General features: G+C 70.1%; 15 protein-coding genes. 8 read left to right on the forward strand and 7 right to left on the reverse strand.

The genetic code is table 11. The features are described from left to right. Positions 1-27 precede the first annotated feature (27 nt). The 4 genes from OG782_RS03925 to OG782_RS03940 all read right to left on the reverse strand — a co-directional run bounded on the left by OG782_RS03925 (position 28) and on the right by OG782_RS03940 (position 8,998). A complete protein-coding gene (locus OG782_RS03925) occupies positions 28-3,012 on the reverse strand; it encodes a hypothetical protein (RefSeq protein WP_406447986.1) in 2,985 nt (994 codons plus the stop codon). A gap of 2 nt (positions 3,013-3,014) precedes the next feature. Continuing rightward, positions 3,015-4,862: an HSP90 family protein gene (locus tag OG782_RS03930; RefSeq protein WP_406447987.1), complete on the reverse strand. Its 1,848-nt coding sequence runs from the start codon at positions 4,860-4,862 to the stop codon at positions 3,015-3,017. Positions 4,863-4,917: 55 nt separating this feature from the next. After that, a complete protein-coding gene (locus tag OG782_RS03935) occupies positions 4,918-5,904 on the reverse strand; it encodes a hypothetical protein (protein ID WP_406447988.1) in 987 nt (328 codons plus the stop codon). A 193-nt stretch (positions 5,905-6,097) separates the two neighbouring features. Beyond that, positions 6,098-8,998: a glycosyl hydrolase family 95 catalytic domain-containing protein gene (locus OG782_RS03940; RefSeq protein WP_406447989.1), complete on the reverse strand. Its 2,901-nt coding sequence runs from the start codon at positions 8,996-8,998 to the stop codon at positions 6,098-6,100. Between the two features lie 492 nt (positions 8,999-9,490). On the opposite strand from OG782_RS03940, the gene OG782_RS03945 reads away from it, so the two are divergent. Then, positions 9,491-11,242 (forward strand): beta-galactosidase, encoded by a 1,752-nt coding sequence (locus tag OG782_RS03945; protein WP_406447990.1) that lies wholly within the window; start codon positions 9,491-9,493, stop codon positions 11,240-11,242. A 65-nt stretch (positions 11,243-11,307) separates the two neighbouring features. Here OG782_RS03945 and OG782_RS03950 read toward each other — a convergent pair whose 3' ends face one another. Continuing rightward, positions 11,308-13,746: an RICIN domain-containing protein gene (locus OG782_RS03950; protein ID WP_406447991.1), complete on the reverse strand. Its 2,439-nt coding sequence runs from the start codon at positions 13,744-13,746 to the stop codon at positions 11,308-11,310. Positions 13,747-13,897: 151 nt separating this feature from the next. After that, entirely contained in the window at positions 13,898-15,334 is a 1,437-nt protein-coding gene (locus OG782_RS03955; RefSeq protein ID WP_406447992.1) for an RICIN domain-containing protein, read from the reverse strand. A 365-nt stretch (positions 15,335-15,699) separates the two neighbouring features. Between OG782_RS03955 and OG782_RS03960 the strand changes: the two genes are divergently transcribed. From OG782_RS03960 to OG782_RS03990, 7 genes are all read left to right on the forward strand, one after another. Beyond that, entirely contained in the window at positions 15,700-16,683 is a 984-nt protein-coding gene (locus OG782_RS03960; protein ID WP_406458828.1) for a LacI family DNA-binding transcriptional regulator, read from the forward strand. 478 nt (positions 16,684-17,161) lie between these two features. Next, positions 17,162-18,088, forward strand: coding sequence for a carbohydrate ABC transporter permease (locus OG782_RS03965; protein ID WP_406447993.1), 927 nt, complete (start codon positions 17,162-17,164; stop codon positions 18,086-18,088). Between the two features lie 4 nt (positions 18,089-18,092). Then, positions 18,093-19,058: a carbohydrate ABC transporter permease gene (locus OG782_RS03970; protein ID WP_406447994.1), complete on the forward strand. Its 966-nt coding sequence runs from the start codon at positions 18,093-18,095 to the stop codon at positions 19,056-19,058. A 94-nt stretch (positions 19,059-19,152) separates the two neighbouring features. After that, positions 19,153-20,484, forward strand: a complete 1,332-nt coding sequence (locus OG782_RS03975; protein WP_406447995.1) for an ABC transporter substrate-binding protein — start codon at positions 19,153-19,155, stop codon at positions 20,482-20,484. 335 nt (positions 20,485-20,819) lie between these two features. Then, positions 20,820-21,863: a substrate-binding domain-containing protein gene (locus OG782_RS03980; RefSeq protein WP_406447996.1), complete on the forward strand. Its 1,044-nt coding sequence runs from the start codon at positions 20,820-20,822 to the stop codon at positions 21,861-21,863. A 99-nt stretch (positions 21,864-21,962) separates the two neighbouring features. Further along, entirely contained in the window at positions 21,963-23,549 is a 1,587-nt protein-coding gene (locus OG782_RS03985; protein ID WP_406447997.1) for a sugar ABC transporter ATP-binding protein, read from the forward strand. Then, on the forward strand, positions 23,546-24,583 hold the full coding sequence (locus OG782_RS03990; protein ID WP_406447998.1) for an ABC transporter permease: 1,038 nt from the start codon (positions 23,546-23,548) through the stop codon (positions 24,581-24,583). The genes OG782_RS03985 and OG782_RS03990 overlap by 4 nt, the downstream gene beginning before the upstream one ends. Before the next feature lie 367 nt (positions 24,584-24,950). On the opposite strand, the gene OG782_RS03995 is transcribed toward OG782_RS03990, so the two are convergent. Then, complete coding sequence (locus OG782_RS03995; RefSeq protein WP_406447999.1) at positions 24,951-25,241, reverse strand: hypothetical protein; 291 nt, start codon at positions 25,239-25,241, stop codon at positions 24,951-24,953. Between the last annotated feature and the right edge of the window lie 15 nt (positions 25,242-25,256).

Consider the following 25,256-nt stretch of genomic DNA (forward strand, 5'->3'; position numbering starts at 1 on the left):
CTCGGTTCCCGTCCCCGGTACGCCGTCTCACTCCTCGTCGCGCAGCCGGGCCGCCAGCGCGGCGAGCGGCCCGGACTCCGTCGTGTGGCCGAGAGCGGTCAGGCGGGAGACCGCCGCACCGAGACGGGTGAGCGCGGGGGCGGTCCGCTCCAGGTAGATGCCCTCCACGGCGCCCGCGAGACGGGTGCACTCGGCCCACTCGCCGGCGTGGTCCTGATCGGCACCCGGCTCGCCGAGCAGGGCAAGGGCCTTGTCCAGGGCGGCCAGGGAGTCCTCGTACTCACCGGCGTAGGCACGGACCCGCCCGTGTTCGTAGGCCAGGGCCGTGTCCAGGGAGCGGCCGTCGGCCTCGAACCCGGCGGCACGGGCCTCGTCGGCCACCCGGCCGGCGTCGGCGAGATGGAGGAGGGCGTCGGACAGGCCTTCGGGACCCTGCTGCTCGGCCTGGAGGCGGGCGAGTTCGCGCAGGGCGTTGCTGAGCTGCTCGTAGCGCGCAGCCCTGGCATGGGCGGCGAGCGCCTGCTCCATGGCCTCGCGGGCCCGGCCGAACTCGCCGGACTCGCCGAGGAGTACGGCCGTCTCCGCGGCGATCATGGCGTGGCTCCCCGGGTCGTCGTCCCAGTCCGCCGACTCGGCCGACAGGGCCACGAACTCCACCGTGGCGGCCTTGAGGTCCTCCCCCGCGTGCAGCGCGCGGGCGCGGGTCAGGCGCAGCTGGGCCACGAGCCGGCCGTCCAGTTCGCCGGCGACGACGTCCGGATCGGCCAGGAGGGAGTCGAGCAGGGCGATGCAGTCCTCGATGCGGCCCAGGTCGAGGCTGAGCCGGGCCGCGTTGCTGTACGCGCAGAACGCGTCCGTCCTGTTGCCGCGGCGAAGTTCCAGCTCCGCCGAGCGGGTCAGGTGCCGCAGTGCCTCTTCGGCGCGGCCCAGGTGCATGCAGGCCTGGGCCAGATCCTCGTGGAGGCGGCCGGTGTCGGCCACGACGGCCGGCCACTCGGCGGCCAGTCGCACGCCCTCGGTCAGGTCCGCGTGCGCCGCCCGGGCGTCCTGGAGGCCGAGCCCGATCCGGCCGCGCAGCCCGAGGGTGCGGGGCAGGTGCCAGGCGGGACCGTGTTCCTTCAGCCGGAGAAGGAGGGCGTCGAGTTCGGTGACCGCGGTGGGCAGGTCGCCGGAGATGGCGTACGTGCCGGCCCGCAGGAGAGCGGCTCCGGAGATGTGCACACCGATGTCGTGCCGGGTGGCGAACGCGTCCAGCAGCTCCAGTTCGGCGAACGACGCCGCGGCGTGGTCCTCGCTCCCCGACTCCTGGAGCCGCAGTCCGAGCGCGGTCGCCCGCAGCCGCAGCAGGCGGGCCTCCTGGTACGGGGCGAGTCCGGGGGTCTCCTCGTGCAGGCGGACCATGAACGCGTGGGCGGCGGTCAGCGCGGCGGCCTTCGCCCCGGCCCCGCCGTTTCCTTCGCCGTCTCCGTCGGCCCCGCCGTTGCCGTCTCCGTCGCTGTCCGCAGGGATTTCGGCGGCGGAGAGCGCGGCGCAGGCGCGGGCGAGCGCCGCGTCACCCGGCGCTCCGGCGTCCTCGTACAGGCCCGCGGCCTCCTCATGGAGGGCGGCCGCTTCGGCGGAGTCGTCCCTCTCACCCGCCCGGCTCGCCTCATCGGCCAGCAGGTCCGCGCGCAGCCGTACGAGCGGGCCCACGGCCGGGTCGTCGGGGTGGGTGTAGCCGCGGGCGGTGACGAGCCCGCGCAGCCGGGCCCAGCAGAGCTGTGCGTCCGGGTGCCCCTGCGCGTCCAGTTCCCTCGCCCGCAGGACGAGTGCGGGCAACGACTCGGGGAGGTCTGCGGCCTTGCCGGTGGCGGGCTCGGCGACCGGGGCGGCGGCCGGGTCCACGTCGTCGAGCGTGCGGGTGCGCAGGGTCAGTTCGAGTGCGTCCAGGAGCGGGGCGCGGTCGAGGCGGACCCTGCGGCGGTCGGTGTGGGCGGTGGTTGCGTTGCGGGCGTCGAAGCGTGCGGCGAGGTCGTCGGCGCGCCCCCGCACCTCGGCGCGCAGCCCGGCCACGGTCCAGGTGCGGCCCGCGTATCCGGCGGCGGGCAGTTCGCCGCGGCCGAGGAGCTCGACGCGCCCGAGGAGGACCTCCACACCCGTGAGGAAGTCGAACAGGTCCAGCGGCGAGTCCACCTCGTCGAACAGGCTCCGGTTCTCGGCCAGCAGTTCCAGGCCGCGTGCCTCGTTGCCGGTCAGCGCGCAGAACTCCAGGTGACGGCCGACCTCCCCGGCCATGGAGGCGTTGCGGCAGCAGCCACGGTAGCCGGAGAGGTGCAGTTCACGGGCCCGGTCGGCGTGGCCGGTGCGCAGCAGGGGCAGCAGCGCGTACGAGAGCGACCGGGCCGGCTCCTCCTGGCAGGACTCCTTGCCGTCCAGGACGGGTTCCCAGGTGCGCAGCGCACGCTCGTCGTCGCCTGCCGCGAGGTGGTACAGGGCGCGCTCACAGATCTCGCAGGCTTCGCAGTCACTGAGCGGGGTGCGGGTGCGGCCCGCCCACAGCTCGTAGGCGAGGGTGGTGTCCTCACCGAGGTGCGCGGCGAGCTGGTAGGCCTGTCCGTAGTAGGGCTGGAGCCCGAGGCCGGCCTTCTCGTAGCGGTCCCTCATCTCCGTGAGCCACTGGCGCAGGCTGGCCAGCGGCACCTCGGGCAGTGCGCGCAGGGCGTTCGCCACCCACTTGAACCGCCAGAACAGCTGGTGGCGCAGGCGCTCGTCGAAGACGTCGGGCTGCTCGTCGAACACGGTGAGCAGACGGGCGAAGACCACGGGCGACTTGCGCGGCTCGGAACCGTAGGCGTACGCGGCGTGGAGTTCGAGGAGGGCGTGCACGAGCGCGAGGGGCTCCGCGAACTGCTCGGCGGCGTCGACGAGTTCCTCGGCGTTGACGGTGCGGGTGCGGCCGTAGGGGCGCAGCCGGTTGTCCTGGAGCGCCTGGTACAGCTCGTCCGTGTTCTGGGGATGGGGTGAGGTCGGCATCGTCAGCTGTCCTTGCGGAGGGCGTGGGCGAGGAGGTCGAGGAACGAGCGGTTGATGAGGCTCGATTCGGCGGGCCTGAGTGGCCGCCGGGACAGCAGCGCGGCCTGACCGTAGAGGGCTTCGGCGCTGGTGCGGGCCAGCTCGGGTTCATCGATGGCCAGGGCGGTGCGCACGAGCGGGTTGAGCTGGTTGAGGATCAGCTGGGCCCGCGGGGCCTCCTGGCGCAGGGCGCCGAGGATGTCGCCCCACAGGCCGCCCTCCTGCTCGCGGGCGAGCTGGGAGCGGGTGCGCTCGTGCCGGGCCTCGCGGCTGTCGATGAGGAGGGCGGGGGCGGAGGCGGGCTGGAAGGTCCGCAACGCCACGTCGCAGTCGAAGACGGCGAGGGCGTCCCGGGCCTGGGCGAGATAGCCCGCGGCGGCCAGTTCCGTTTCGCGTTCGACAGGGTCGAGGTGTGCCGTCAGGGTCGCCGGGTCGAGGTCGGCGACAGTGACCTCGGGCCTGATCTCGGGGAGCCGGTGGACCAGTTCACGGTCGTAGGTGTAGCCGCCGTTGACCACGCCCAGCCCGGCGGCCGAGGCGATCGCCGCGACCTGCCGGAACTCCTCCACGCTCGATGTCACGAGCACGGTGCGATGGGTGCGCGCGAACTCGTCGAGGCTGGTGGACCCGTCGGTCGTCTCGAACGGCAGCCAGGGCAGCAGCATCCGCAGGATCTCGTCGTCGTGCACCGCGAGCGACTTCACGGCCAGGTGGTGGGCCCGCAGGAAGCGGGCGAGCAGCTCCGGATCACTGGCGGCGGCCCGGGCGATCCACGCGCGGATCCGCTCGGCCAGGGCGTCGCGGACGGCGGCGAGGGTGTCGTCCTCGTACAGGGACTCCCGGGACGCCGTCGGTCGCAGGCTCTCGGCGTCGACGACGCAGCGGACGAAGAAGGCCCACTCGGGCAGGATCTCCTCGGCCTGCTCCGACAGGAGCATGCCCTTGACGTGCACGCGGTGGCCGTGGCGGCGCCCGGTCGGCACCGTCTCGGGCAGCACACAGGCGATGCCCTTCAGGCCCACGGCCGGCAGGTCCAGATCGATGGTGTCCAGCGGCTTGAACCCGAAGATCTCCTCACCGTAGGCGGCGAGCGCACGGGACCGGGATCCCGGAGTGGGGTACGTACGTGTCCAGGGCGCGGGTTCGGGATTGACGCGGGCGCCCGGTCCGGCGGAGCCGTCCTCGAAGGTCACCGGATGGCGCAGCAGGGAGCCGAAGTGCCGGGCCAGCGCGTGCACCTGGGCCGGACGGGTCCATTCGCCCGCGTCGGCGCGCGGCGTCAGTGTGACGGTGGTTCCGGGGTGCGGACGGGCGGAGGCGGGCAGAGCACGGACTTTGTAGCTGCCGTCGCCGCGCCCCCGCCACTCCACCACCGGTGCGTCGGGGGTGCGGGCGCTGCGGCTCACGACAAGGATCTCGTCCGCGACCAGGAAGCAGGAGAGCAGGCCGATGCCGAACTGGCCGATGAAGTCGCCGCGCTGCTCCGCGATCTGCTCGGAACGCTTGCTGCTGCGGCCGATCGTGGCGAGGAAGGTGTGCACGTCGGCCTCGGTGAGACCGACGCCGTCGTCCTCGACGCGTACGGCCGAGCCGTCGGCGTACAGGCGGATACCGAAGGCGTCGGCGGGGGCTCCCGGTTCGAGCGTGTGCCGGGCGGTCAGCGCGTCCACCGCGTTCTGGAGGAGTTCGCGGAGGTAGACGCGGGGGCTGGAGTAGAGGTGGTGGGAGAGAAGATCGACGAGGCCACGCAGATCCACCTGGAAGGTGCGGTCGGCGTCGGCCGGGTTCGAGGCGGTGTCGGGCAGATTCATCGGGCAGTCCGGTGTGGGAGAGGCGGCGGATGGGGCGGGGCCGGGACCGTTGCGCTCAGGCGCGGCGGTGCTGACGGGCGAACTGCTTCTCGGGCTCCGCGAAGTAGGTCCAGGGCCACGTGGTGTAGGCACCGTCGAGCGCCTGGAAGACGCGCCGGACCGTGTGGCCTTCGGCGGCCAGTGACAGCGCCATGGCGAACACGTTGAAGTCGTGCTGCCACCCCGGACGCCGTACGTAGGCGGGGTGCAGGATGCTGTGGTCGGCCGCGTTCCTCAACTCGGTCTGGATCTCAGGGGTTCTGAGGCAGCGCGCGTCGTCCGACTCGACCCAGTTCTCGATGTGCGCCATGGCGATCACACAGCCGATCCGGTCCCCCTGCGGGGCGCGGGCGAACGTGTCACGGGCGAACGCCATGGCTTCGCCGGGTTCACCGCTCCAGCGGGGCTGCAGCTGCGAAAGCCATTCGACGTGGGTCTCCAGGTCCAGCGGGGCGCGGCGCAGGGCGGCATCGAGCCGGGTCTCGTTGACGGAGACGCCCAGCGACATGCCGCGGCCGGAGGTGAGGAGCCGGCTCCACGGTGTGACCCATTCCGGCCGCAGTTCGGCTGCCTCGAGCAGCTGCTCCTCGGCGATCTCGAGCCGCTCGCGGAAGACCCGCCACTGCTCCCGCGTCACGTTCACCGCCCGGTCGGAAGTGCGCGCCTCCCAGCCCCAGTTGATGTATCGCGTGCCGGATATCAGCAGAGCCGTCGCGCGGTGCTCCTTGTCCTCCTCGACGGCCCAGCCGATCCAGTCCTGCACACCGTCCACGTCGGCCAGTTCACCCAGGACCTGGTGATCACTGCCGAGATCGAAGGGCGCCACGGCCGCCTTGACCGCTTCCCAGTCACCCGCGCCGGCCGCCTCGACCGCCGCGAGCACCCGCGTGTCCCCGAGCGCGCGCAGCGTGTACATCCCGTTCTTCTGCCTGCGGGGGACGGGAAGGGCGTGCGGATCCGCCTCCGGTCTCTCGCCACCCCTGCCGAAAAACTTGCCGAACATGCCGCGCCCTCCCCTGGTCCCGCGTGATCGTCCGGTGCAGCATAAGGGGCCACTACGACATCACTTCCACAGGGTATTCACGGTTGCTTCATGAATCCGGCCCTCTCGGCGCGGAACGGCGGTCGCCCCGGCCACTGGACCGGGGCGACCGCACACGCCGGCGCCGTGGGAAGGGAACTCCCTGCGGGGAGGGTCAGAGTCCGGCGATCGTCCAGTCCTGGCCGGCCGAGCCGTCGGCCGGCAGCTGGACGATCCTGGCTCCGTCGCCCGTCGAGCCGTTCTCGACGGCCGCGTACAGACCGCTGGAGACGTTGACCAGGTGGTAGTGACCCGCCGTCCCGGCCGGCACCAGCTTCCACCACTGGTTGGGGGCGTCCGTGTCCGTCCACTGGTCCAGGGGCTGACCGTGGGTCGTGGAGGCGGCCGGGTTGTCGAGGACCTTGCCGCTGTTCAGGTTGGACAGGCGGAAGGATCCGTCGTAGTCCGGCAGCAGTCTCCACTTCTGGTTGGCACCGCCGGTCCAGGGCCACTGGATGACCGGGGCTCCGTTGCCGGTCGATTCGTCCGCCACGTCGAGGACCTTGCCGCTGGCGCTGTTGACCACACGGCAGACCCCGGCGAGCATGCCGACGGTGACCTGGGTGCGGACCCCCGCCTTGAGGGACAGTTCCCTCGCATGGGACCCCAGCGAGGAGGCACTCACGGCCACCGTCGTGGACAGCGACGTGATGCCGCGACGGGAGACGAACGTGATGGTCTGGGTGAGGTCCGAGACCAGCGTGACGGTGGCGGTGCGGGCGGCGGTGTCCCAGGTGAGGCTCTCGACGAGGACGCGGTTGCGGCCCCGTACGCCGCGGATCGTGCCCCGGGCCAGCTGCTCGGGCAGGGCGGGGAGGATCTCCAGGATGCCCGGCCGGGTGTACACCAGGGACTCGGCGATGATCGCCGGCAGCGCGTTGGCGGCGTCGCAGTTGTAGATGTGAAGGTCGGGGTTGTGGGAGGTCACCAGCGAGCGCCACACCATGTTGCTGCCCAGCACCTTGCGGATGTTGTCGTAGACGCCCGCACCGTCCTTCAGCCGGCTCCAGGCCAGCGCGCGGTAGAGGCTGCCGTGGGCCGAGTAGTTCTCGTCACCGCGCAGCCTGAGCGCCTTGCGTGCCGAGAACACCAGATCCGGCTTCTGCTCGGGGTTGATCTCGTGCAGGGGCCAGGCTCCGTACATGTGCTGCACATGCCGGTGGTTGTAGCGGTCGTTCAGGCCGGGCCAGGACCATTCGGCCAGCGCACCGTCGCCGTTGACCGTGTAGTCCGGCAGCTTGGCCAGCAGAGCACTCCAGCGCGCCACGCCCTGGCCGGCGCCCTGCTCCACCTTCAGCAGGTTCGCGGCGTCGACAGCCGCCTGAAGGGCGTGACGGCCGGCCATGATGTCGCCCGTGGCGTTGACGGACAGCATCTGACCGGTGTTGGAGGGCGAGTTCTCCATGGAGAACGACGGAACGAAGACCGCCTTGCCTTCGGAGTCGGTTCTGGTGAGGAAGTCCTCGTAGAACAGGGCGAGTTCCAGCAGGGCAGGGCCGAGCTTGTCCCGGAGGAATGCCGTGTCACCGGTCACCTGGTAGTACTCGAGGAGCGGATACAGGAGCCAGTCGGCTCCGCCGGTCCAGCACTGCCCGGGGAAGTCCGAGTTGTTGAAGTGGAGCATGTGTCCGTACTCGCCGTCGGTACGGGACGGAGCGAGGAATCCCCGGGTGCCGTACAGATTGGCGGCGTTCCTCCGCCAGTCGTCGAGCTGTCCCAGAATCAGGTCGAAGTAGCCCTGCATGGCATTGCCGTGGCTCAGGATGTTGCCGCCGGCGATCTGCAGGTTGATGTTGGCGTCGGTGGTGAAGTCATCGGCCCAGGCACCGTCCCAGCTGCCGGACCAGATGCCCGTCAGCCGTGGGGGCAGTACACCGCTGGAGCTGACGAACAGGTAGCGCCCGCTGTCGTACATCCGCTCCAGGAGCGCGATGTCGACAACCGACCGGTCGTTGTTCTGCCGTGCGGTCAGCTCGGATGTGGACAGTTTCCGGTCGGCAACGGAGACGCCGAGATCCAGACTCGAACCGTCGAACATGGCCTGGTGCAGCGGCGCGTGCCGCCCCAGCAGTGCGGCGTAGTCGGTGGGAAGCGCGGCCAGTGCGGCGTGCAGCGGCTTGGCGTTCCACTCGCCGGCTTTCTCGTACCGGCCCAGCTTGGTGAGCAGGAGCACCTTGGCCGCGCGGGCGACGACCAGTGTGTCACCGCTGACCGACACCGAGGCCTTGTTGCCGGTGACGACGACCCGGGTGACTCCCTCGTATCCGTACGCCCCCTGGCCGGACGGGTAGGTGCCGCGCAGGTTGAGGTAGCCCTGCCCGCCCGAGACGGTGGCGATCGTGGCGAAGGCGACATCACCGGGCACGCCTTCGAGGCCGGTGTTCACCTTGATGGTGGTGTCGACGGTCCTGCCGCCGGCCGGGAGAAGTTCGTGTACGACCACCTTGTCGGCCCGTGAGGCGAAGGCGTGCCGCTTCCAGACGCCGGCGCTGTCGGTCCAGGTGTGGGTGACCTCGCCGGTGCGGAAGTCGGTGATCCTGGCGTAGTCGTTGGCGGTGGTCGCGCCCGGAGTGCTGAGCTGCAGCTCGTATCCGGGGTGGAAGGTCTGGGTCCAGAGGAGGGACCAGCCCTCGGCGAAGGTCCCGGCCGCGCCCCAGTAGTCGCCTGCCAGAGCCTTGTCCCGCACCTCGTCCAGACGTCCGGCCAGGACGGGAGGGGTCACGTCGCGGGTGCCGTTGGGCAGCACGAAGCGGTGGTGGTTCAGAACGATCTTCTCCAGGGCCGGTGTCCCGTGGAACACCGCCCCGTACTCGCCGTTGCCGGTGACGAAGCCGTCGGTCCACGACGACGCCGCAACGGTGTCGTACATGCCCCGCTGGGGCAGCGTCACCTGGGGCGGGACGGCGGCCGCGGCCGGTGTGGGCAGGATGCCGCCGGGCAGCACCACCGCGCCGGCGGTGAGAGCGGCCGCGGCGAGGAAACCTCTGCGGTCCAGGGGGCTGTCGTGAGAGGACATGGCGTGACTCCTTCAGCAGGAGGAGAGCGAGGGGGGAAGTGCCGAGGCGGGGGGGCTGAGCGGCGGCCGCCCGGTGCCGGGTCCACCCCGGCCCACATCTACTGGGAACGTAAACATTCGATGCGCGCACCGCACCGCCACGTGCCGGGCCAGTGCAGCACGCACCACAACAACGCGTCAATATATGTGCGGTCCTGTTAATTTCTGGGGAACTTATGGGACGCCCGAGTCCGCTATCGAGCCACTTGCCCCGCGCGAGGCCGTGACCTGGGGCGCATGCCGCGTATCATCATGGTTGCGTAAACATTTGGATGCACCCCGGCGGCCGCCGACTCTCCACGCGGGTCACCGAGGTGGACGGGGGCCGCCCGCCGGCGGCGGCAGTGGGCCTGAACCCGGCCGAGGCTTGTCATGCTGGGTATGTTCACGCAAACATAGTGCCCGGCAGGCCCTCTCGACAGCGCACCTCACCCAACACAGGAGCACCCGTACATGCCTCTTCTTCAGCTCGACGACGGCGGCTTCACCCTCGACGGCGAACCGTTTCGGCTCCTGTCCGGCGGCCTGCACTACTTCCGTGTACACCCCGGGCAGTGGGCGGACCGGCTGCGCAAGGCCCGGCTCATGGGCCTCAACACCGTCGAGACCTACGTCCCCTGGAACCTGCACCAGCCGCGGCCCGACAGCTTCAGCCTGGACGGCGGGCTCGACCTGCCCCGCTTCCTCGACCTCGCCGCCGCGGAGGGCCTGTACGTGCTGCTGCGGCCCGGCCCGTACATCTGCGCCGAGTGGGAGGGCGGCGGCCTCCCGTCCTGGCTGCTCGCCGAACCGGACATACAGCTGCGCTCCCGCGACCCCCGCTTCCTCGCCGCGGTCGACGACTACTTCGACCGGCTGCTCACCCCGCTCCAGCCGTACCTCGCTTCCCGGGGCGGCCCCGTCCTGGCCGTACAGGTGGAGAACGAGTACGGGGCGTACGGCGAGGACACCGAATATCTGGAGCACCTGGCCGCCTCACTGCGCCGATGCGGGGTCGACGTCCCCCTCTTCACCTGCGACCAGCCCGCCGACCTGGAACGCGGCGCGCTGCCCGGCGTCCTCGCCACGGCCAACTTCGGCAGCCGCTCCGGCCAGGGGCTGGCCGCCCTGAGGTCCCAGCAGCCGAAGGGGCCACTGATGTGCACCGAGTTCTGGATCGGCTGGTTCGACCGCTGGGGCGCCCACCATGTGGTGCGCGAGCCCGAGCACGCGGCGCGGGAGCTGGACGAACTCCTGTCCGCCGGGGCCTCGGTGAACTTCTACATGTTCCACGGCGGTACGAACTTCGGCTTCACCAACGGCGCCAACGACAAGCACACCTACCGTCCCACCGTGACGTCGTACGACTACGACGCCCCGCTCGACGAAGCCGGCGACCCCACGGGGAAGTTCACCGCCTTTCGCGAGGTGATCGCCAAGTACGCGCCCGTACCGGACGGACCCGTCCCGCCGCCCGGCCCCAAGCTCGCCGGCCGGACCGTACCGCTGACCGAGAGCGCCGCTCTGCTGCCCGACGCAGCGGCGTTCGGGGCGGCCGTGGAGGCGCACCGGCCGCTCACCATGGAGGAGCTGGAGCAGGACTTCGGCTTCGTGCTGTACGAGACGGCCCTGCCGCTCAAGGGCCCGGCCCTGCTGGAGGTCGAGCAGGTCCGCGACCGCGCCCAGGTCTTCGTCGACGGGCAGCCCGTCGGCGTCCTGGAGCGCGAGAACCACGAGCACGCCCTGGCCTTCACGGTTCCCCGGGCGGGCAGCACGCTCACCGTCCTGGTCGAGAACCAGGGGCGGGTCAACTACGGCCAGGGCATTCACGACCGCAAGGGCCTGCTCGGCAGGGTCCTTCTCGACGGCGCCGAGCTCGCGGGCTGGAGCAGCCGGCCCCTTCCCCTCTCGTCCCTGGAGCACATCGCCTTCGCTCCCCTCGCCGCGTCCCCCGTCGGACCGGCCTTCCACCGGGGCACCTTCGAGGTGACCGGCCCGGCCGACGCCTTCCTCCACCTCGACGGGTGGACCAAGGGCAACGCCTGGGTCAACGGCTTCGCGCTCGGCCGCTACTGGTCCCGCGGCCCGCAGCGGTCCCTGTACGTCCCGGCACCGGTGCTGCACGCCGGCACGAACGAAGTCGTCGTGCTGGAGCTCCACGCGGCGCACCGGGCCCGGACGGTCGAGTTCCGCGCGACGGCCGATCTCGGGCCCACCGAGGAGTAGCCCCCGCCGGCACGTACACGGGAGAGGCGGGCCCGGTCGAAGGACCGGGCCCGCCTCCGTCTGCGTCAGCCCTGGCGGAGCTGCTGGGCAGCGGCGCCGTCGCAGGTCCGCTGGACGACTGCCGCGCCGTCCGCGGTGGAGGCCCCGGCCACTTGCAGGCACTTGGCGCTGTGCCGGGCCGTGAGCGTCAGGTATCCGTCGCCGGTGCTCCGGACCGCCCAGTCCTGGTTGCGGCCCTCGTTGCAGGTGTACTGGAGGACTTCGGCGCCGTCGGCCGTGGACTGTCCGCTCACGTCGAGGCACTTGCCGCTGTGGCGGGCGACGACGTTCACGTATCCGTCGCCGGTGGAGCGCAGCGACCACTGCTGGTTCGTGCCGGTGTTGCAGCCGTACTGGACGACGGCCGCGCCGTCCTGCGTGCCGGCGCCGCTGACGTCGAGGCACTTGGAGCCGTTCCGCAGGGCCAGGGTCTTCCACGCGTCCGGCGCCGTGCCCGGGAAGGTCCAGGACTGGTTGCCACCGGTGGTCGGCTGATAGACCCCGACCGGAGCCCCGTCGCCGGTGGAGGCACCTGTGACATCCAGGAGCTTGCCGCCGGCCGCGTTGATCAGGGTGCTGTGGCCGTCCCCCGTGGTCGAACGGATCCACTGCTGTGCGGTGGACGATCCGGGTGACGCGAAGGTGAGTGCACCGTTGGAGACCGAGAGGGCCTTGCCCGTCCTGACGTTGGTGACGCGGTAGGCGGCGGTGCTGCCCCAGTCGGTGGCCGACAGTTTGGTGAAGGTCCACTGCTGTGAGGTGTCCGCCGGGGCGGGCGTCTGCTGTACCGGGGTGTTCTTGCCGTTGGCGGTGGCTACGGCGAGCGCCTTGCCGCTGTTGTCGTTGAGCAGCAGGCGGGGTGTGCCCGTGGGGGCGGTGGCCGTCGCCGCGTTCACACCGGCGACCGTGGGCAGGACGAACGTGGTGACGGAGCCGGGGCCCACGGTGGCCTTGAGGGTCCGGCCGCTCACTGCCGCGTCGCTGTCACGCTGGAGGTTCCTGGTGGCATCGGTCGTCCACCGCTCAACGGGCCCGTTCGATGCCGTCTGGAAGCCGTCGAGGTTCAGGGTGACTTCGCGCTCCTGGCCGGTCGGGTTGGTGTGGACCACCACCACACCGTTGCCGCCCGGTCGCACCGCCGCCAGGGTCTGCGGGTCGTCGGTGTCGAGGATGCGCGCGCCGGGGCGGACGAAGCGGCTGTAGTTCGCCATCGCCCAGTACTTCTTGTTCTTGCGCAGGGGCTCGGTGGCCGCGTCGTCGGGGGTGAAATCGGTCTGTATGAGGCCCCAGTTCGAGTTCTCGTGCCCCGGCGACATGTTCTCGTAGTCCTCGACGGCCTGCCACAGGACCCAGGCACGCGGCTCCAGCTCGCGGATGTCGTCGTTGATGTGCTGGGCGAGATCGAGAGCGGGGCTCATGTCGGTGAAGCTCTGCGGGGCGCTGCCGCCGGTGTCCACCTCGGACATCCACAGCGGTGTGGTCTCGCCCTTGGCGATGTCCCGGGCCCCGGTTCGGCCGTTCGTCCCATAGGTGTGAGTGTTGAGCCGGCCCACCGCCTTGCGGACCTCAGGGGTGTACGCCTCCCAGTCGGAGCGGAACTTCCCCGGGTTCGTCTCGTCCATCGCGGCGATCGGGGTCGCCATGCCCTTCGCGTCGAGCGCGGCGCGCAGGGTCGTGATCATGCGCGCCTGGGAGGCCGGGTCCCAGTGCGAACCCTCCTGGCCGCCGCCCGCGTGCCAGTAGTCGGTGTCGGGCTCGTTGACCGGTGAGACGGAGTCGAAGGTGACTCCGCTGCCGGACTGGGCGCGCTGGACAGCTCCGGTGAGATAGGCGGCGAACCGGTCGTACTGGTCGGACCGGAGGTTGTCCTGCCAGCCGTTGGCCGCTCCCGAGGCCAGCCCGCTGTTGGTCATGAAGTACGGCGCGGAGTTGGAGAACGCCTCGAAGGTGGTGGCACCGCGCGCCTTGGCCGCGGTGAGCCACCAGCGCTGGTTGGCGTCGGCCCCGGGGTTCCAGTGGTCGGAACGGTTCGGGTCCCACCAGTCGGGGGCTTCCGGGCCGGGCCTGTTCCAGTAGCCCGGGACGGCCGCACCGGCCCGCATGTAGGGGGTGGTCTCGGGGCTGTCACCGCCGCCGATGTTGTAGCGGGCGATCGTGAAGCCGAGGCCGTCGGCGCCGTAGAGGGCGTCGGCGAGTGCGTTGCGCTGCGCGTCCGGCCATCCGCCGGTGACGTTGGCGAACCAGGCGAGCGCGGTTCCCCATCCCTCGAAGGACGGATGCTGGTAGCTGGGGTCGAGACGTACGGTCAGCGCCGCGGTGGGGCCCTCCGCGGCGCTCGCCGGCGCCGAGCCGGAGCCCACGGCCGTGACGGCTGTCGCGACGAGCGCCGCGGAGGCGCCGAGGGCGGTCAGACTTCTGGGGAGCCGGGCCCGGGGCGACGCCGGCCGCTTGCGGGTGGAGAACACGGATGCTCCTTCACGTGGGGGGGGTGGGGTGAGTGCGGGGTGGGTTCGGTTCCCGCCGCTGCGCCTCCTGGCCCGGGGCCAGGAGGCGCAGTGTCGCGTGGGGTCCGGGGACGGTGCCCGCCTCACGCCTGTCTTACGGCGGGTGGCGCGGTCAGGCCGCCGAGCGCTGCCACTTCTGGTTGTCGCCCGTGTTGCAGGTCCACTGCTCGAGGGCGGTTCCGTCGGCCGTCGACTGGTTGACGACGTCGAGGCACTTGCCGCTGTGCCGGGCCAGGAACTGGACGTAGCCCGCGGCGTCGGTCGTGCGGACCTTCCACTGCTGGGAGGCAGAGCCGTCGCAGGTGTTCTGCACGACGAGTGCGCCGTCCGCGGTCGAGGCACCGGCGATGCCGAGGCACTTCCCGCTGTGCCGGGCCATGATCTGCACATAGCCGGTGCTCAGCTTCTTGATCCAGAAGTTCTGGTTCACACCGCTGCCGCAGCCCCACTGGACCACCTGAGCGCCGTCCGCGGAGTCGAAGTTCGCCACGTCGGCGCACTTGCCGCTGTTGCGCGCGGTCAGCTTCTCCCAGGGCCCGTTCATTCCGCTCACGGTTCCCGCGGCGGTGTCGACGGTGAGCTGCGGGGAGTAGTCCATGGTCATGGTGGTGCTGGTGGGGAAGGCGAGCGGGAGCCAGACGTACTGGGAGTCGTTGACCATTCCGCCCATGGAGTTGCCCCAGCGGTCTCCCATGTAGAGGAAGGTGGTGCCCTTGGTGCCCTGGACGGGCAGGACGTAGGCGGTCTGGCTGCGGTAGGTCGTCGGGTCCCCGACGTCCTTCAGGTCGGACCAGGAACCGGTGATGCTGCTCGCGGTGCCGTACTTCTGCTGGTTCGGGGCCCATCCCGTGGCCCCGGAGGTCAGGAGGAAGTACACGCCGTCCCGCTTGAACATGGCGGGCGCCTCACGCCACTGGCCCGCCCACAGCTTCTGGACCTGCGACTCCACGGCGGTGTAGTCCGCGGTCAGACGGTATACGTGCAGGTCGGCGTTCTCGTTGGCCGCCGAGATCATGTAGGCGGTGCCGTCGGTGTCGACGAAGGTCGAGATGTCCCGGGACATCTCACCGAGGGGCCGGAAGCTGCCGCGCCAGGTGTAGTCGCCGTCCACCGTGGACGACACCGCGACCGCGGCGCGCGCCTCGCCGTAGTCGGAGCCGTTCTCCTTGTGCATCCACATCACGAACTGCTGGGTGGAAGCGTTGTAGATGACCTTGGGCCGCTCGATGTTGGCCCAGTCGAGCTCCGGGTCGGTGGCCTCGGTCAGGACGTGATTGCGGAACTCCCAGGACTTCAGGTCGGTGGAACGGTATGCGGAGACGTACCGGAAGGTGTTGTCGGTGTTTCGGTCCTCTCCGAACCAGTAGTAGTACTGCCCGACCTTGATCACGCCGCCGCCGTGCGCATGCACGGGATTGCCGGCCGGGTCGGTGAACTGTGTGCCGTTGGCGATGGTCACCGGGGCGGCGTGGGCGGTGCCCACGCTGCTGAGCAGGGAGAAGAGGAGGGCGCAGAGCAATGCCGCCGTCCTGGAGATCTTCAGTCGCATGTCGCGACACCTCGTGGTCTCTCGTCGGACTGGTGGTTCCGCTGGGGCAGCACGGCAGCCGGCCGCTGCGGGAGCGCGGAACAGCGGGGTGGGGGGAGACGGCCGTTCGGACCGTGCCGAGCACCGCCGTCTACGTAATGTTTTCGTAAACACGATGTAGCCGGAAGTTTGGGAGGGGCGCGGAAGCCTGTCAAGGATTCGGACGAAAGCGGCTTCGCTTTTGACCCCGGGGGCTTGTTTGCGTCAACATGACTCGATGGGGCGCGGCACCCACGCGCCCTCGAACCCCGGGGAAGGATCGGTCGAAGGTGGCGGACAAGGCAACGAGAACGCCCCGCTCGCGCCCGCCCCGCAAGTGGCCCTCCATGGCGGAGGTCGCGGCGAAGGCGGGTGTGTCGTCACAGACCGTCTCCCGCGTGGCCAACAACCACGACAACGTCGACGAGACCACGCGCGCCAGGGTGCTGGCCGCGATGCAGGAGCTCGGCTACCGCCCCAACGCGGCGGCACGTGCCCTGGTCACGGGCAAGTTCGGCGCGATCGGCGTGGTCAGCTTCGACGTGGGCGCGCACGGCAACGCCCGTACGCTCGGCGCCATCGCCGACGCGGCACGCGAGGCGGGCTTCTCCGTCAACTTCATGGGAGTCCGGGCACAGACCGAAGCCGCCGTACGGCAGGCCTTCCGCCACCTCATGCTGCAGTCCGTCGACGGCATCGTGCTGATCGAGTCGCAGATGCTCGACACACCGTCGCTGCACCTGCCGCCCACGATGCCGGTGGTCGTCGCCGACGGCGACACCGGGCACCAGTACCCGAACGTCGACTTCGACCAGGCCAGTGGCACCCAGAGCGTGGTCAGCCACCTGCTGGAACTCGGCCACCGGACCGTTCACCACGTCAGCGGTCCGCGCGACTCCTTCGCCGCCCGCAGGCGCGCCGAGACGTGGGAGCGCACGCTCGTCGCGGCCGGTGCCCCGGTACGTCCGACCCTGCACGGGGACTGGACCGCCGAATCGGGCTACCTGGCTGGCCGTACGCTGGCACAGATCCCCGACGCCACGGCGGTCTTCGCGGCGAACGACCAGATGGCGCTGGGGGTCCTGCGGGCCATGCACGAGGCCGGCCGGTCCGTGCCGGGCGAGATCAGCGTGGCAGGCTTCGACGACGTACCCGAGGCTCCGTTCTTCGAGCCGCCACTGACCACGGTGCACCAGGACTTCGATGTGGTGGGCCGGCACTGCGTGACCCTGCTGCTGGAACAGATCGAACGCCGCAGCAACGCTCCGCGGCGACTCGCCGTCGAGCCCACCCTGGTGATCCGGGGCAGCACGGCGCCTCCGCCCGCCTGACGGATTCCCGGCCCCGCCGACCCGCCCACCTGACGGATTTCCGACCACCGCCCCGCCGGCCCGCCCACCTGGCGGTTTTCCGAGCGCCACCCCGCCGGCCCGCCCCCGGACCGGGCCGGCGGGCGCGTCGGTGCACCATCGAGCCGTAGGCGTACCCCTGCCGGGCCTCCACGGGGAGGTTGCGCGGTCACGCGACGGGACCCCCGCTCCCCCACCTCACCCGGCGCAGCCCCGCCGGCCGACCGAGCCGCCGTCGGGGCAACCCTCCCGAGCGCCGAAATCGCACCCTCTCCGCCAAATCATGTTTGATCGCTACCTCCTTGTGCTTGACGCCCATCTGACGGTGATGCAACCATCAAGCCACCCGATGATTACGTAAACATGGATCATCGAGTCCTACTTCTTCCGGCCTTCCTGTCGAGGCCTTCGCTGTCTCCGTCCCGTTCCCAACCAGTCGGTCACGACGCAAGGAACCACCATGACGCTCCTGACGACCTCTGCGCAGGCGGCCCCATCGCCGCGCCGACGAACCAAATTCCGTCGCCGGAAGGAGGCCTTGGTCGGCTGGGGCTTCGTCGGTCCGTTCGTCGCGGTCTTCGGCCTCGTGTTCCTCGCCCCGATCGCATACGCGCTGTACCTCAGCGTCTTCCGGGACCGCCTGATCGGGGGCACGTCCTTCGTCGGCCTCGACAACTACAGCGAGGCGCTCGCGGACCCCCGGTTCTGGGAGGGCCTGGCCCGCGTGGGTCTCTTCCTCCTGGTCCAGGTACCGATCATGCTCGGCCTCGCGCTGCTCATCGCCCTGGCGATCGACAGCGGCCGGCTGTACGGCACGGCCTTCTTCCGCGTCTCGGTCTTCCTCCCGTACGCAGTCCCGGCCGTCGTGGCCAGCCTGATCTGGGGCTTCATCTACGGCACCCGATTCGGCCTCGTCGGCAACATCAACGACACCTTCGGGGTGACACTTCCCGATCCGCTCTCCCCCTCTCTGGTCCTCGCCGCTATCGGCAACATCGTGACCTGGGAGTTCGTCGGCTACAACATGCTGATCTTCTACTCCGCGCTCAAGGTCGTCCCGCGCTCGCTCTACGAGGCCGCGGCGATCGACGGCGCCGGCGAGTGGCGCATCGTGGCGTCGGTCAAGCTGCCGGCGATCCGCAGTGCGCTCGTCATCGCCACGATCTTCTCGATCATCGGCAGCTTCCAGCTGTTCAACGAGCCGAGCATCCTCCAGAAGCTCGCGCCCAACGCCATCACCAGCGACTTCACTCCCAACCTCTACACCTACTCGCTGTCCTTCGCGGGCCAGCAGCACAACTACGCGGCGACCGTGGCCATCGTGATGGGCGTGATCACCGCGATCATCGCCTACGCGGTCCAGCTGCGCGGCATGCGGAAGGGCTGAGCCGATGACCACCTCCCTCACCACAGCGGCGGCGACCGAAGCCGCCGGGCCCGCCGGCGCCGCTCCGGTGACCGCGGCCCCGAGCATGACGTCCAGACGCCGCAAGCGGCTCCCGCACACCCCGCTCAGCCCCCGCCGCAGCCTCCCCCTCACGCTCGTCACGGGCCTGGCCCTCATCTACACCCTGCTGCCGCTCGGCTGGCTGGTCATCAACGCCACCAAGGACCAGAACGGGCTGCTCGACTCCTTCGGGCTCTGGTTCGCCGACGACTTCAACCTCTGGGACAACATCACCCGCACCCTCACCTACGACGGCGGAGTGTTCGTCCGCTGGCTGCTCAACACCCTGCTGTACGTCGTCGCCGGCGCGGGCGGCGCCACAGTCCTGGCCGTTCTCGGCGGATACGCCCTCGCCAAGTACAACTTCCCCGGACGCAAGGCGGTCTTCGCTGTCGTCCTCGGAGCCGTGGCGGTCCCGGGCACCGCTCTGGCGGTCCCCACCTTCCTGATGTTCAGCAAGATGGGTCTCACCAACACCCCGTGGGCCGTCATCATCCCGTCCCTGATCTCCCCGTTCGGGCTCTACCTGATGTGGGTGTTCGCCTCCGAGGCCGTCCCCACCGAGCTCCTGGAAGCCGCGCGCATCGACGGCTCCGGGGAGCTGCGCACCTTCTTCACGATCGCCCTGCCGCTGCTGATGCCCGGCACCGTCACCGTCCTGCTGTTCTCCATGGTCGCGACCTGGAACAACTACTTCCTGCCGCTGATCATGATCAAGGATCCCGACTGGTACCCGCTGACGCTCGGCCTCAGCGCCTGGAACGCCCAGGCCCAGACCGCCGGCGGTGAGGCCGTCTTCGACCTCATCATCACCGGCTCACTGCTGACGATCGTGCCGATCGTCGTGATCTTCCTGCTGCTCCAGCGGTTCTGGCAGTCCGGCCTGGCCGCGGGCAGCGTCAAGGAATAGCCCCGGCCCACCGCAGGCAGCGTCAGGGAACAGCCCCGCCCCTGCCTCCACCCCTCTCCCACTCCACCCGCACGACCGACCAGGAGCACAGCCCATGAGAACGCACACCCGCAGACTGCTCGGCGCACTCGCCGTGGTCTCCGCACTCGCTCTGACCGCCACGGCCTGCGGTTCCGACGCCGCGGACGGCGACGGGGGCAGCGGCCCGAAGGACGTCAAGTCCGCACTGGAGAAGGGCGGGAAGGTAACGGTGTGGGCCTGGGAGCCCACGCTCAAGAAGGTCGCGGCGGACTTCGAGAAGAAGTACCCCAAGGTCGATGTCGAACTGGTCAACGCGGGCACCGGCGACAAGCAGTACACCGCCCTGCAGAACGCGATCGCGGCCGGCTCCGGCGCCCCCGATGTCGCGCAGGTCGAGTACTACGCGCTCGGTCAGTTCGCCATCGGCAAGTCCGTCGAGGACCTGTCCTCCTACGGTGCGCAGAAGTACGACAAGACCTTCACGCCCGGCCCGTGGAACGCGGTCACCCAGGACAAGGCCGTCTACGCGCTGCCCATGGACTCCGGCCCCATGGCCTTCTTCTACAACAAGAAGGTCTTCGACAAGCACGGCATCAAGGTGCCGGCCACGTGGGACGAGTACGTCGACGCGGCCCGCACCCTCCACAAGGCCGACCCGAAGATCTTCATCACCAACGACACCGGTGATGCCGGCGCCACGACCAGCCTCATCTGGCAGGCCGGCGGCCGCCCCTACAAGACCGACGGCACGGACGTCACCGTCGACTTCGGCGACGCGGGCACCAAGAAGTACACCGCGACCTGGCAGAAGCTCCTGGACGAGAAGCTGGTCGCGCCGATCAGCTCATGGAGCGACGCCTGGTACAAGGGCCTGGCCGACGGATCCCTGGCCACCCTCTCCATCGGTGCCTGGATGCCGGCGAACCTCACCTCCGGGGTCGCGTCCGCCTCCGGCGACTGGCGGGTCGCACCGCTGCCGCAGTGGACCGAGGGCGACAAGGCGAGCGCGGAGAACGGCGGCAGCTCGCTGGCCGTGCCGAAGGCAGCCAAGAACAAGGAACTCGCCTACGCCTTCACGGAGTTCGCGACCACCGGAGCCGGTGCGAGCACCCGCGTCGCCGAGGGTGCCTTCCCGGCCACCCGCGCCGACCTGGAGTCGAAGACGTTCCTGGACACCCCGTTCCCCTACTTCGGCGGCCAGAAGGCCAACCAGGTCTTCGCCGAGTCGGCCCGTAACGTCGGCGCCGACTGGTCCTACCTGCCCTACCAGGTCTATGCGAACTCGGTCTTCAACGACACCGTGGGCAAGGCGTACGTCTCCTCCACCAAGCTCACCGACGGCCTGAAGTCCTGGCAGGACGCGAGCGTCAAGTACGGCAAGGACCAGGGGTTCACCGTCAAGTAGCCCATCCCCTGGGCCTGTTCACTTTTGTTGCGCCCTCAGTACGCCTGTGCGCGCTATCGGCATCGATGGCACGTTCAGGCGAACTGAGGGCATTTTGTTGCCCGTTCACACATACCGGCAACCGAACATCACAGACTCGTCTCGACGCGTCACAACTCTTGACGTTCAAGATGACACGTTGTGTTATGTAGTTAAACGTTGGATCCTGTTTGATTTCGAAGATCCAGGTTCCCTGTCGAGGCGCTCTTCGCCCCGCAACCCCTTCCGCCCTCTTCTCGAGCCGGCCTCCGCGCGTCTGTGAAGCGGCGGTCGCTGTCAGCACAAAGGAGCCACCGATGTTCCGTTCCACCCCCAGCCGTGCGGCCGCCGCCACCGGTCTGCTGCTGGCCCTCGGCCTGAGCAGCGCGTGTTCCTCGGGCAAGGAGGCCACCACCACCGACGACCAGGCCGGCAAGGTCGAGGGCGCGATCTCGCTCACGTATCTGCAGAAGCAGGGTGACCAGGAGTACTTCATCGGCGAGGCCGCGGGCGCGAAGGCCAAGGCGAAGGAGCTCGGTATCGGCCTCAAGGTCGTCAACCTCGGCAACGACGCCAACAAGACCGTCAGTGAAGTGCAGTCGGCGATCGCGCAGAAGACGAGCGGGGTCATCATCGTCGTACCCGACCCGGCCGTCGGTCCGCAGGTCGTGCAGACCGCCAAGGACGGCAAGGTCGCGCTGCTGACGTCCGACGACCAGATCTGCGCCACCGGCCCCGACCCGGCCGCCTGCGGCAAGGACGACCTCGTGCCGCGGATCGGTTTCAGCGGCGCCCAGATGGGCGGGGAGGTCGGCAAGCGCGCGGCCGCCGAGTACAAGAAGGCCGGCTGGAAGGCCTCGGACACCCGCGTCATCTCGGCGTGGAAGCAGGACGTGACGGTCTGCGGCGACCGGGTCACCGGCGCCAAGAAGGCCTTCCAGGCGGCCGTTCCCGGTGTGAAGACCATCGACGTCCCCACCGACAACACGCCCACCGGCGCCCAGGACAAGATCGCCGCGACCGTCACCGCGAACTCCAAGGTCAAGAACTGGGTGATCTGGGGCTGCAACGACGAGAACGTCATGGGCGGCGTGACCGCGCTCGCCAATGCGGGCATCAGCCCGGACAAGGTCATCGGTGTCGGGCTCGGCGCCTACCTCGCCTGCAAGGAGTGGCAGTCCGACAAGCCGACCGGCATGAAGGCGGCGCTCTTCATCAACGGCAAGGACGTCGGCGCCCTGGCCGTCCAGACCATGTACGACAAGCTCAAGAACGGCAAGAAGTTCCCTGCCGAGGCCTTCGCCCCCACCACCATGGTCGACCACACCTCGTGGAAGAGCGCCGGAGTCACCTGCAGCTGAGTACTCCCGGCGGGCGGCTGCGACCCGCCGCCGCCCGCCGGTGACCGCACCGCGCGCCCCCGACCTTGCCTGCACCATGCCATCGAGGTGAACCGACCCATGATCCCAGCGCAACACCCGGCCGCCGCACCACAACCCCCCGGCGGCCCGGCGGCGTCCCACCCCTGTCCCGTCGCCGTGTCGGGCATCACCAAGCGCTTCGGTACGGTGCAGGCGCTCGGCGATGTCACGCTCGAGTTCCCCGCCGGACAGATCACCGCGCTGATGGGCGAGAACGGCGCCGGCAAGTCCACCCTCCTGAAGATCCTCACCGGTGACCACCAGCCCACCGAGGGGAGCGTGGTCGTGGACGGGGAGCACATCGCACTCGACTCCCCCGCCCGCGCACGGGCCACCGGCATCCGGATCATCCCCCAGGAACCCGAGATCATCCCCCACATCTCCGTGGCGGAGAACGTCTACGCCGGCGCCCTGCCCCGCAGGCGCGGGCGGATGCTGGACCGGGCCGAACTCAACCGGCGCATCAAGGCCGACCTGGACCGGCTGGGATTCGCCCACGTCCTCGACCCGGCCCTGCTCGGCTCGCAGCTCACGCCCGCACAACGCCAGCTGGTCGAGATCATGCGCGCCCTCACCGGCAGCACGACCGCGAGGCTGATCGCCTTCGACGAACCCACCTCCTCGCTGTCGGAACACGAGGTGGACGCTCTTTTCACACTCATCCGGCGGCTGCGCGACGAGGGCATCGCGATCGTCTACGTCTCGCACCGCATGCAGGAGATCTTCCAGCTCGCCGACCGCATCGCCGTGCTGCGCGACGGCAGCCTGGTGGGCGTCCAGGACGCCCGTGCCACGAACGAGGGCGAGCTCGTGCGCCGGATGGTGGGCCGCGACCTGTCCTCCGTATTCGTGCGCCGGCGTGCGGCCGTGGACCGGCTGGTCCTCGACGTCCAGAACCTCACGACCGACGATGTCACCGACATCTCGCTGCAGGTGCGGGCGGGCGAGGTCGTCGGCCTCGCCGGCCTGATCGGGGCCGGCCGCTCGGAACTGGCCCTCGCGCTCGCGGGCGACCTCCCCATCCGCAGCGGTACGGTCACGCTCGACGGCACGCCGCTGCGCAGCGGCCGCCCGGGTGAGGTGATCAGCGCCGGACTCGGGCTCGCACCCGAGGAGCGCAAGGCCCAGGCCCTGTTCCTGCAGCAGTCCATCAAGGACAACACCTCGCTCGTGGTGCTGGACCGGCTGCGACGCTTCCGCTTCGTCCGACGCGCGGCCGAACGCCGCCTCGCGCAGGAGTACACCGACCGGCTTCGGGTCCGCGCCCCCTCGATCGACCACGAGGTGCGCAAGCTGTCGGGTGGCAACCAGCAGAAGGTGGTCCTGGCCCGATGGCTGGCCCGCAAGCCCAAGGTCCTGGTCCTCGACGAACCGACCCGCGGCATCGACGTCGGCGCGAAGGCCGAGATCTACCAGATCATCGCCGATCTCGCCGCCGAGGGAGTCGCGTTGCTGGTCATCTCCTCCGAGCTCCCCGAACTCCTCGGCCTCGCCGACCGTGTCGTCGTCATGCAGGGCGGCCGGATCACGGGCGAGCTCGACCGCAGCGAAGCCACCGAAGAATCCATTCTCCAACTCGCCATGGCCGATGACATCGTCGGCACCGCCCCCGGAGCCGCATCATGACCCTCACCAGTACCCCTTCCCCGGACGTGAAGGGCTCCCCCGGCGACGGCCCGGCTTCGCGTCGGCCGAACCTCCTCGCGGGCCTGGGCGGCCAGAACGTCAGCCTGATCGGCGCGCTCGCCGTCGTACTGATCCTGTTCGGTGTCCTGAACGACAACTACCTGAGTCTGTCGAACATGCAGGTCATCGCCGAAGCGGCGACGATCACCGGGCTGCTCGCGATCGTGCAGACCGTGGTCATCATCTGCGGCGGCCTCGACATCTCCGTCGGCTCTCAGGTCGGCGTGGCTTCCGTCGTCAGCGCCATGACGTTCACCGCGGCCGGCTCGAACGCCTTCCTCGGCATGGCCGCCGCCGTCGGCGTCGGGATGCTGATCGGCGCACTGAACGGGCTCGTGATCGTCTACGGCCGGGTCAACCCCACCATCGCCACACTCGCCGGCCTCGCCGCGTACAAGGGACTCGCCCAGCTCCTGTCCGACGGACGCGCGCAGGGCTATGTCCTCAACAACGATGTCTTCATCTTCCTCGGGCGCGGCAAGATTGCCGGTCTGCCGGTCATGGTCTGGATCCTGATCGTCGTGGCCGTCACCGTCCACCTGCTGCTGAAGTACACCGACATCGGACGCAATCTGTATGCCATCGGCGGCAACGACACCGCCGCCCGCCTCGCCGGCATCAACATCAACAAGTACCTGATCTGTGTCTACGCGCTCATCGGCGTGGTCGCCGCCATCGCCGGCATCCTGCTGACCGCCCGCACCGGCTCGGGCCAGCCCGTCTCGGGCAGCGAGGGCCTCGAGCTCAAGGCGATCACCGCGGCCGCCCTGGGCGGCGCCGCGCTCAAGGGAGGCAAGGGAGGGATCGGCGGCACCCTGCTCGCCGTGGCCCTGCTCGGCTGCCTCGAGAACGGTCTCACGGTGCAGGGGATCAACACCTTCTGGCAGAACGTCGCCCAGGGCGCGCTCCTCGTCATCGCCGTCGTGATCCAGCAGCGGCGCAGCGGCGAAAGGGCGGTCGGGCTGCCTCACTGACAGCGCCCGGACCGGCCACCGGCCGGACGGGAACGACGCCTGCCCCGCGGCACCGTGTGTGCGGCCGCGGGGCAGGCGTCGCGGTGCGGTGCGTACGGTTCCGCAGCGCGGGGCAGGCGTCGCGATCCGTGCGTACGGTTCCGCAGCGCGCCGCACCCCGCCGCCGCACCCCGCAGCAGTCCCGCCGTGCTGCCGCGACGGGTCGGTTCCCTCAGTCGGCGGCCGGCTGCCACTGCGGGCACCGCGGCCGCCATCGTGGTGAGCAGAGCGAGGACGGCGAGAGCCGTACACGGCTGTCCTACTGATGGTGATCACGTGCGGCGGTCCGGAGCGGTGGGCAGCCGAACAGCGCCGCACCGGACATACCTCACGGCGCGCAAAGCCGGTTGAGGTCGTTGACGTCCGCCTGTAGGGCTTGGGTACCCGGGCTGTTCCATGGGTGCTGGTTGAGGAAGTCCTGCGCGGCGTTGCGTACGCCCTGCCAGTCGGTGGCGCCGGTCGGTGCCCCTGCCTGCTGCAGATCGGAGCGCGTGTTACGGACGGCCTCGCCGCAGCTGGTGGCCTGGGGACCGGCGGATGCCGGGGCCGCTGCGGCGGCGGTGGCGCCGAGCGCCACCGCACTCATGACGACGGCGAGTGCCGCCCTCCGGATCTGCATACGCTGCACCTCTCT

This window comes from Streptomyces sp. NBC_00876, assembly GCF_045207435.1.
GTDB lineage: Bacteria > Actinomycetota > Actinomycetes > Streptomycetales > Streptomycetaceae > Streptomyces.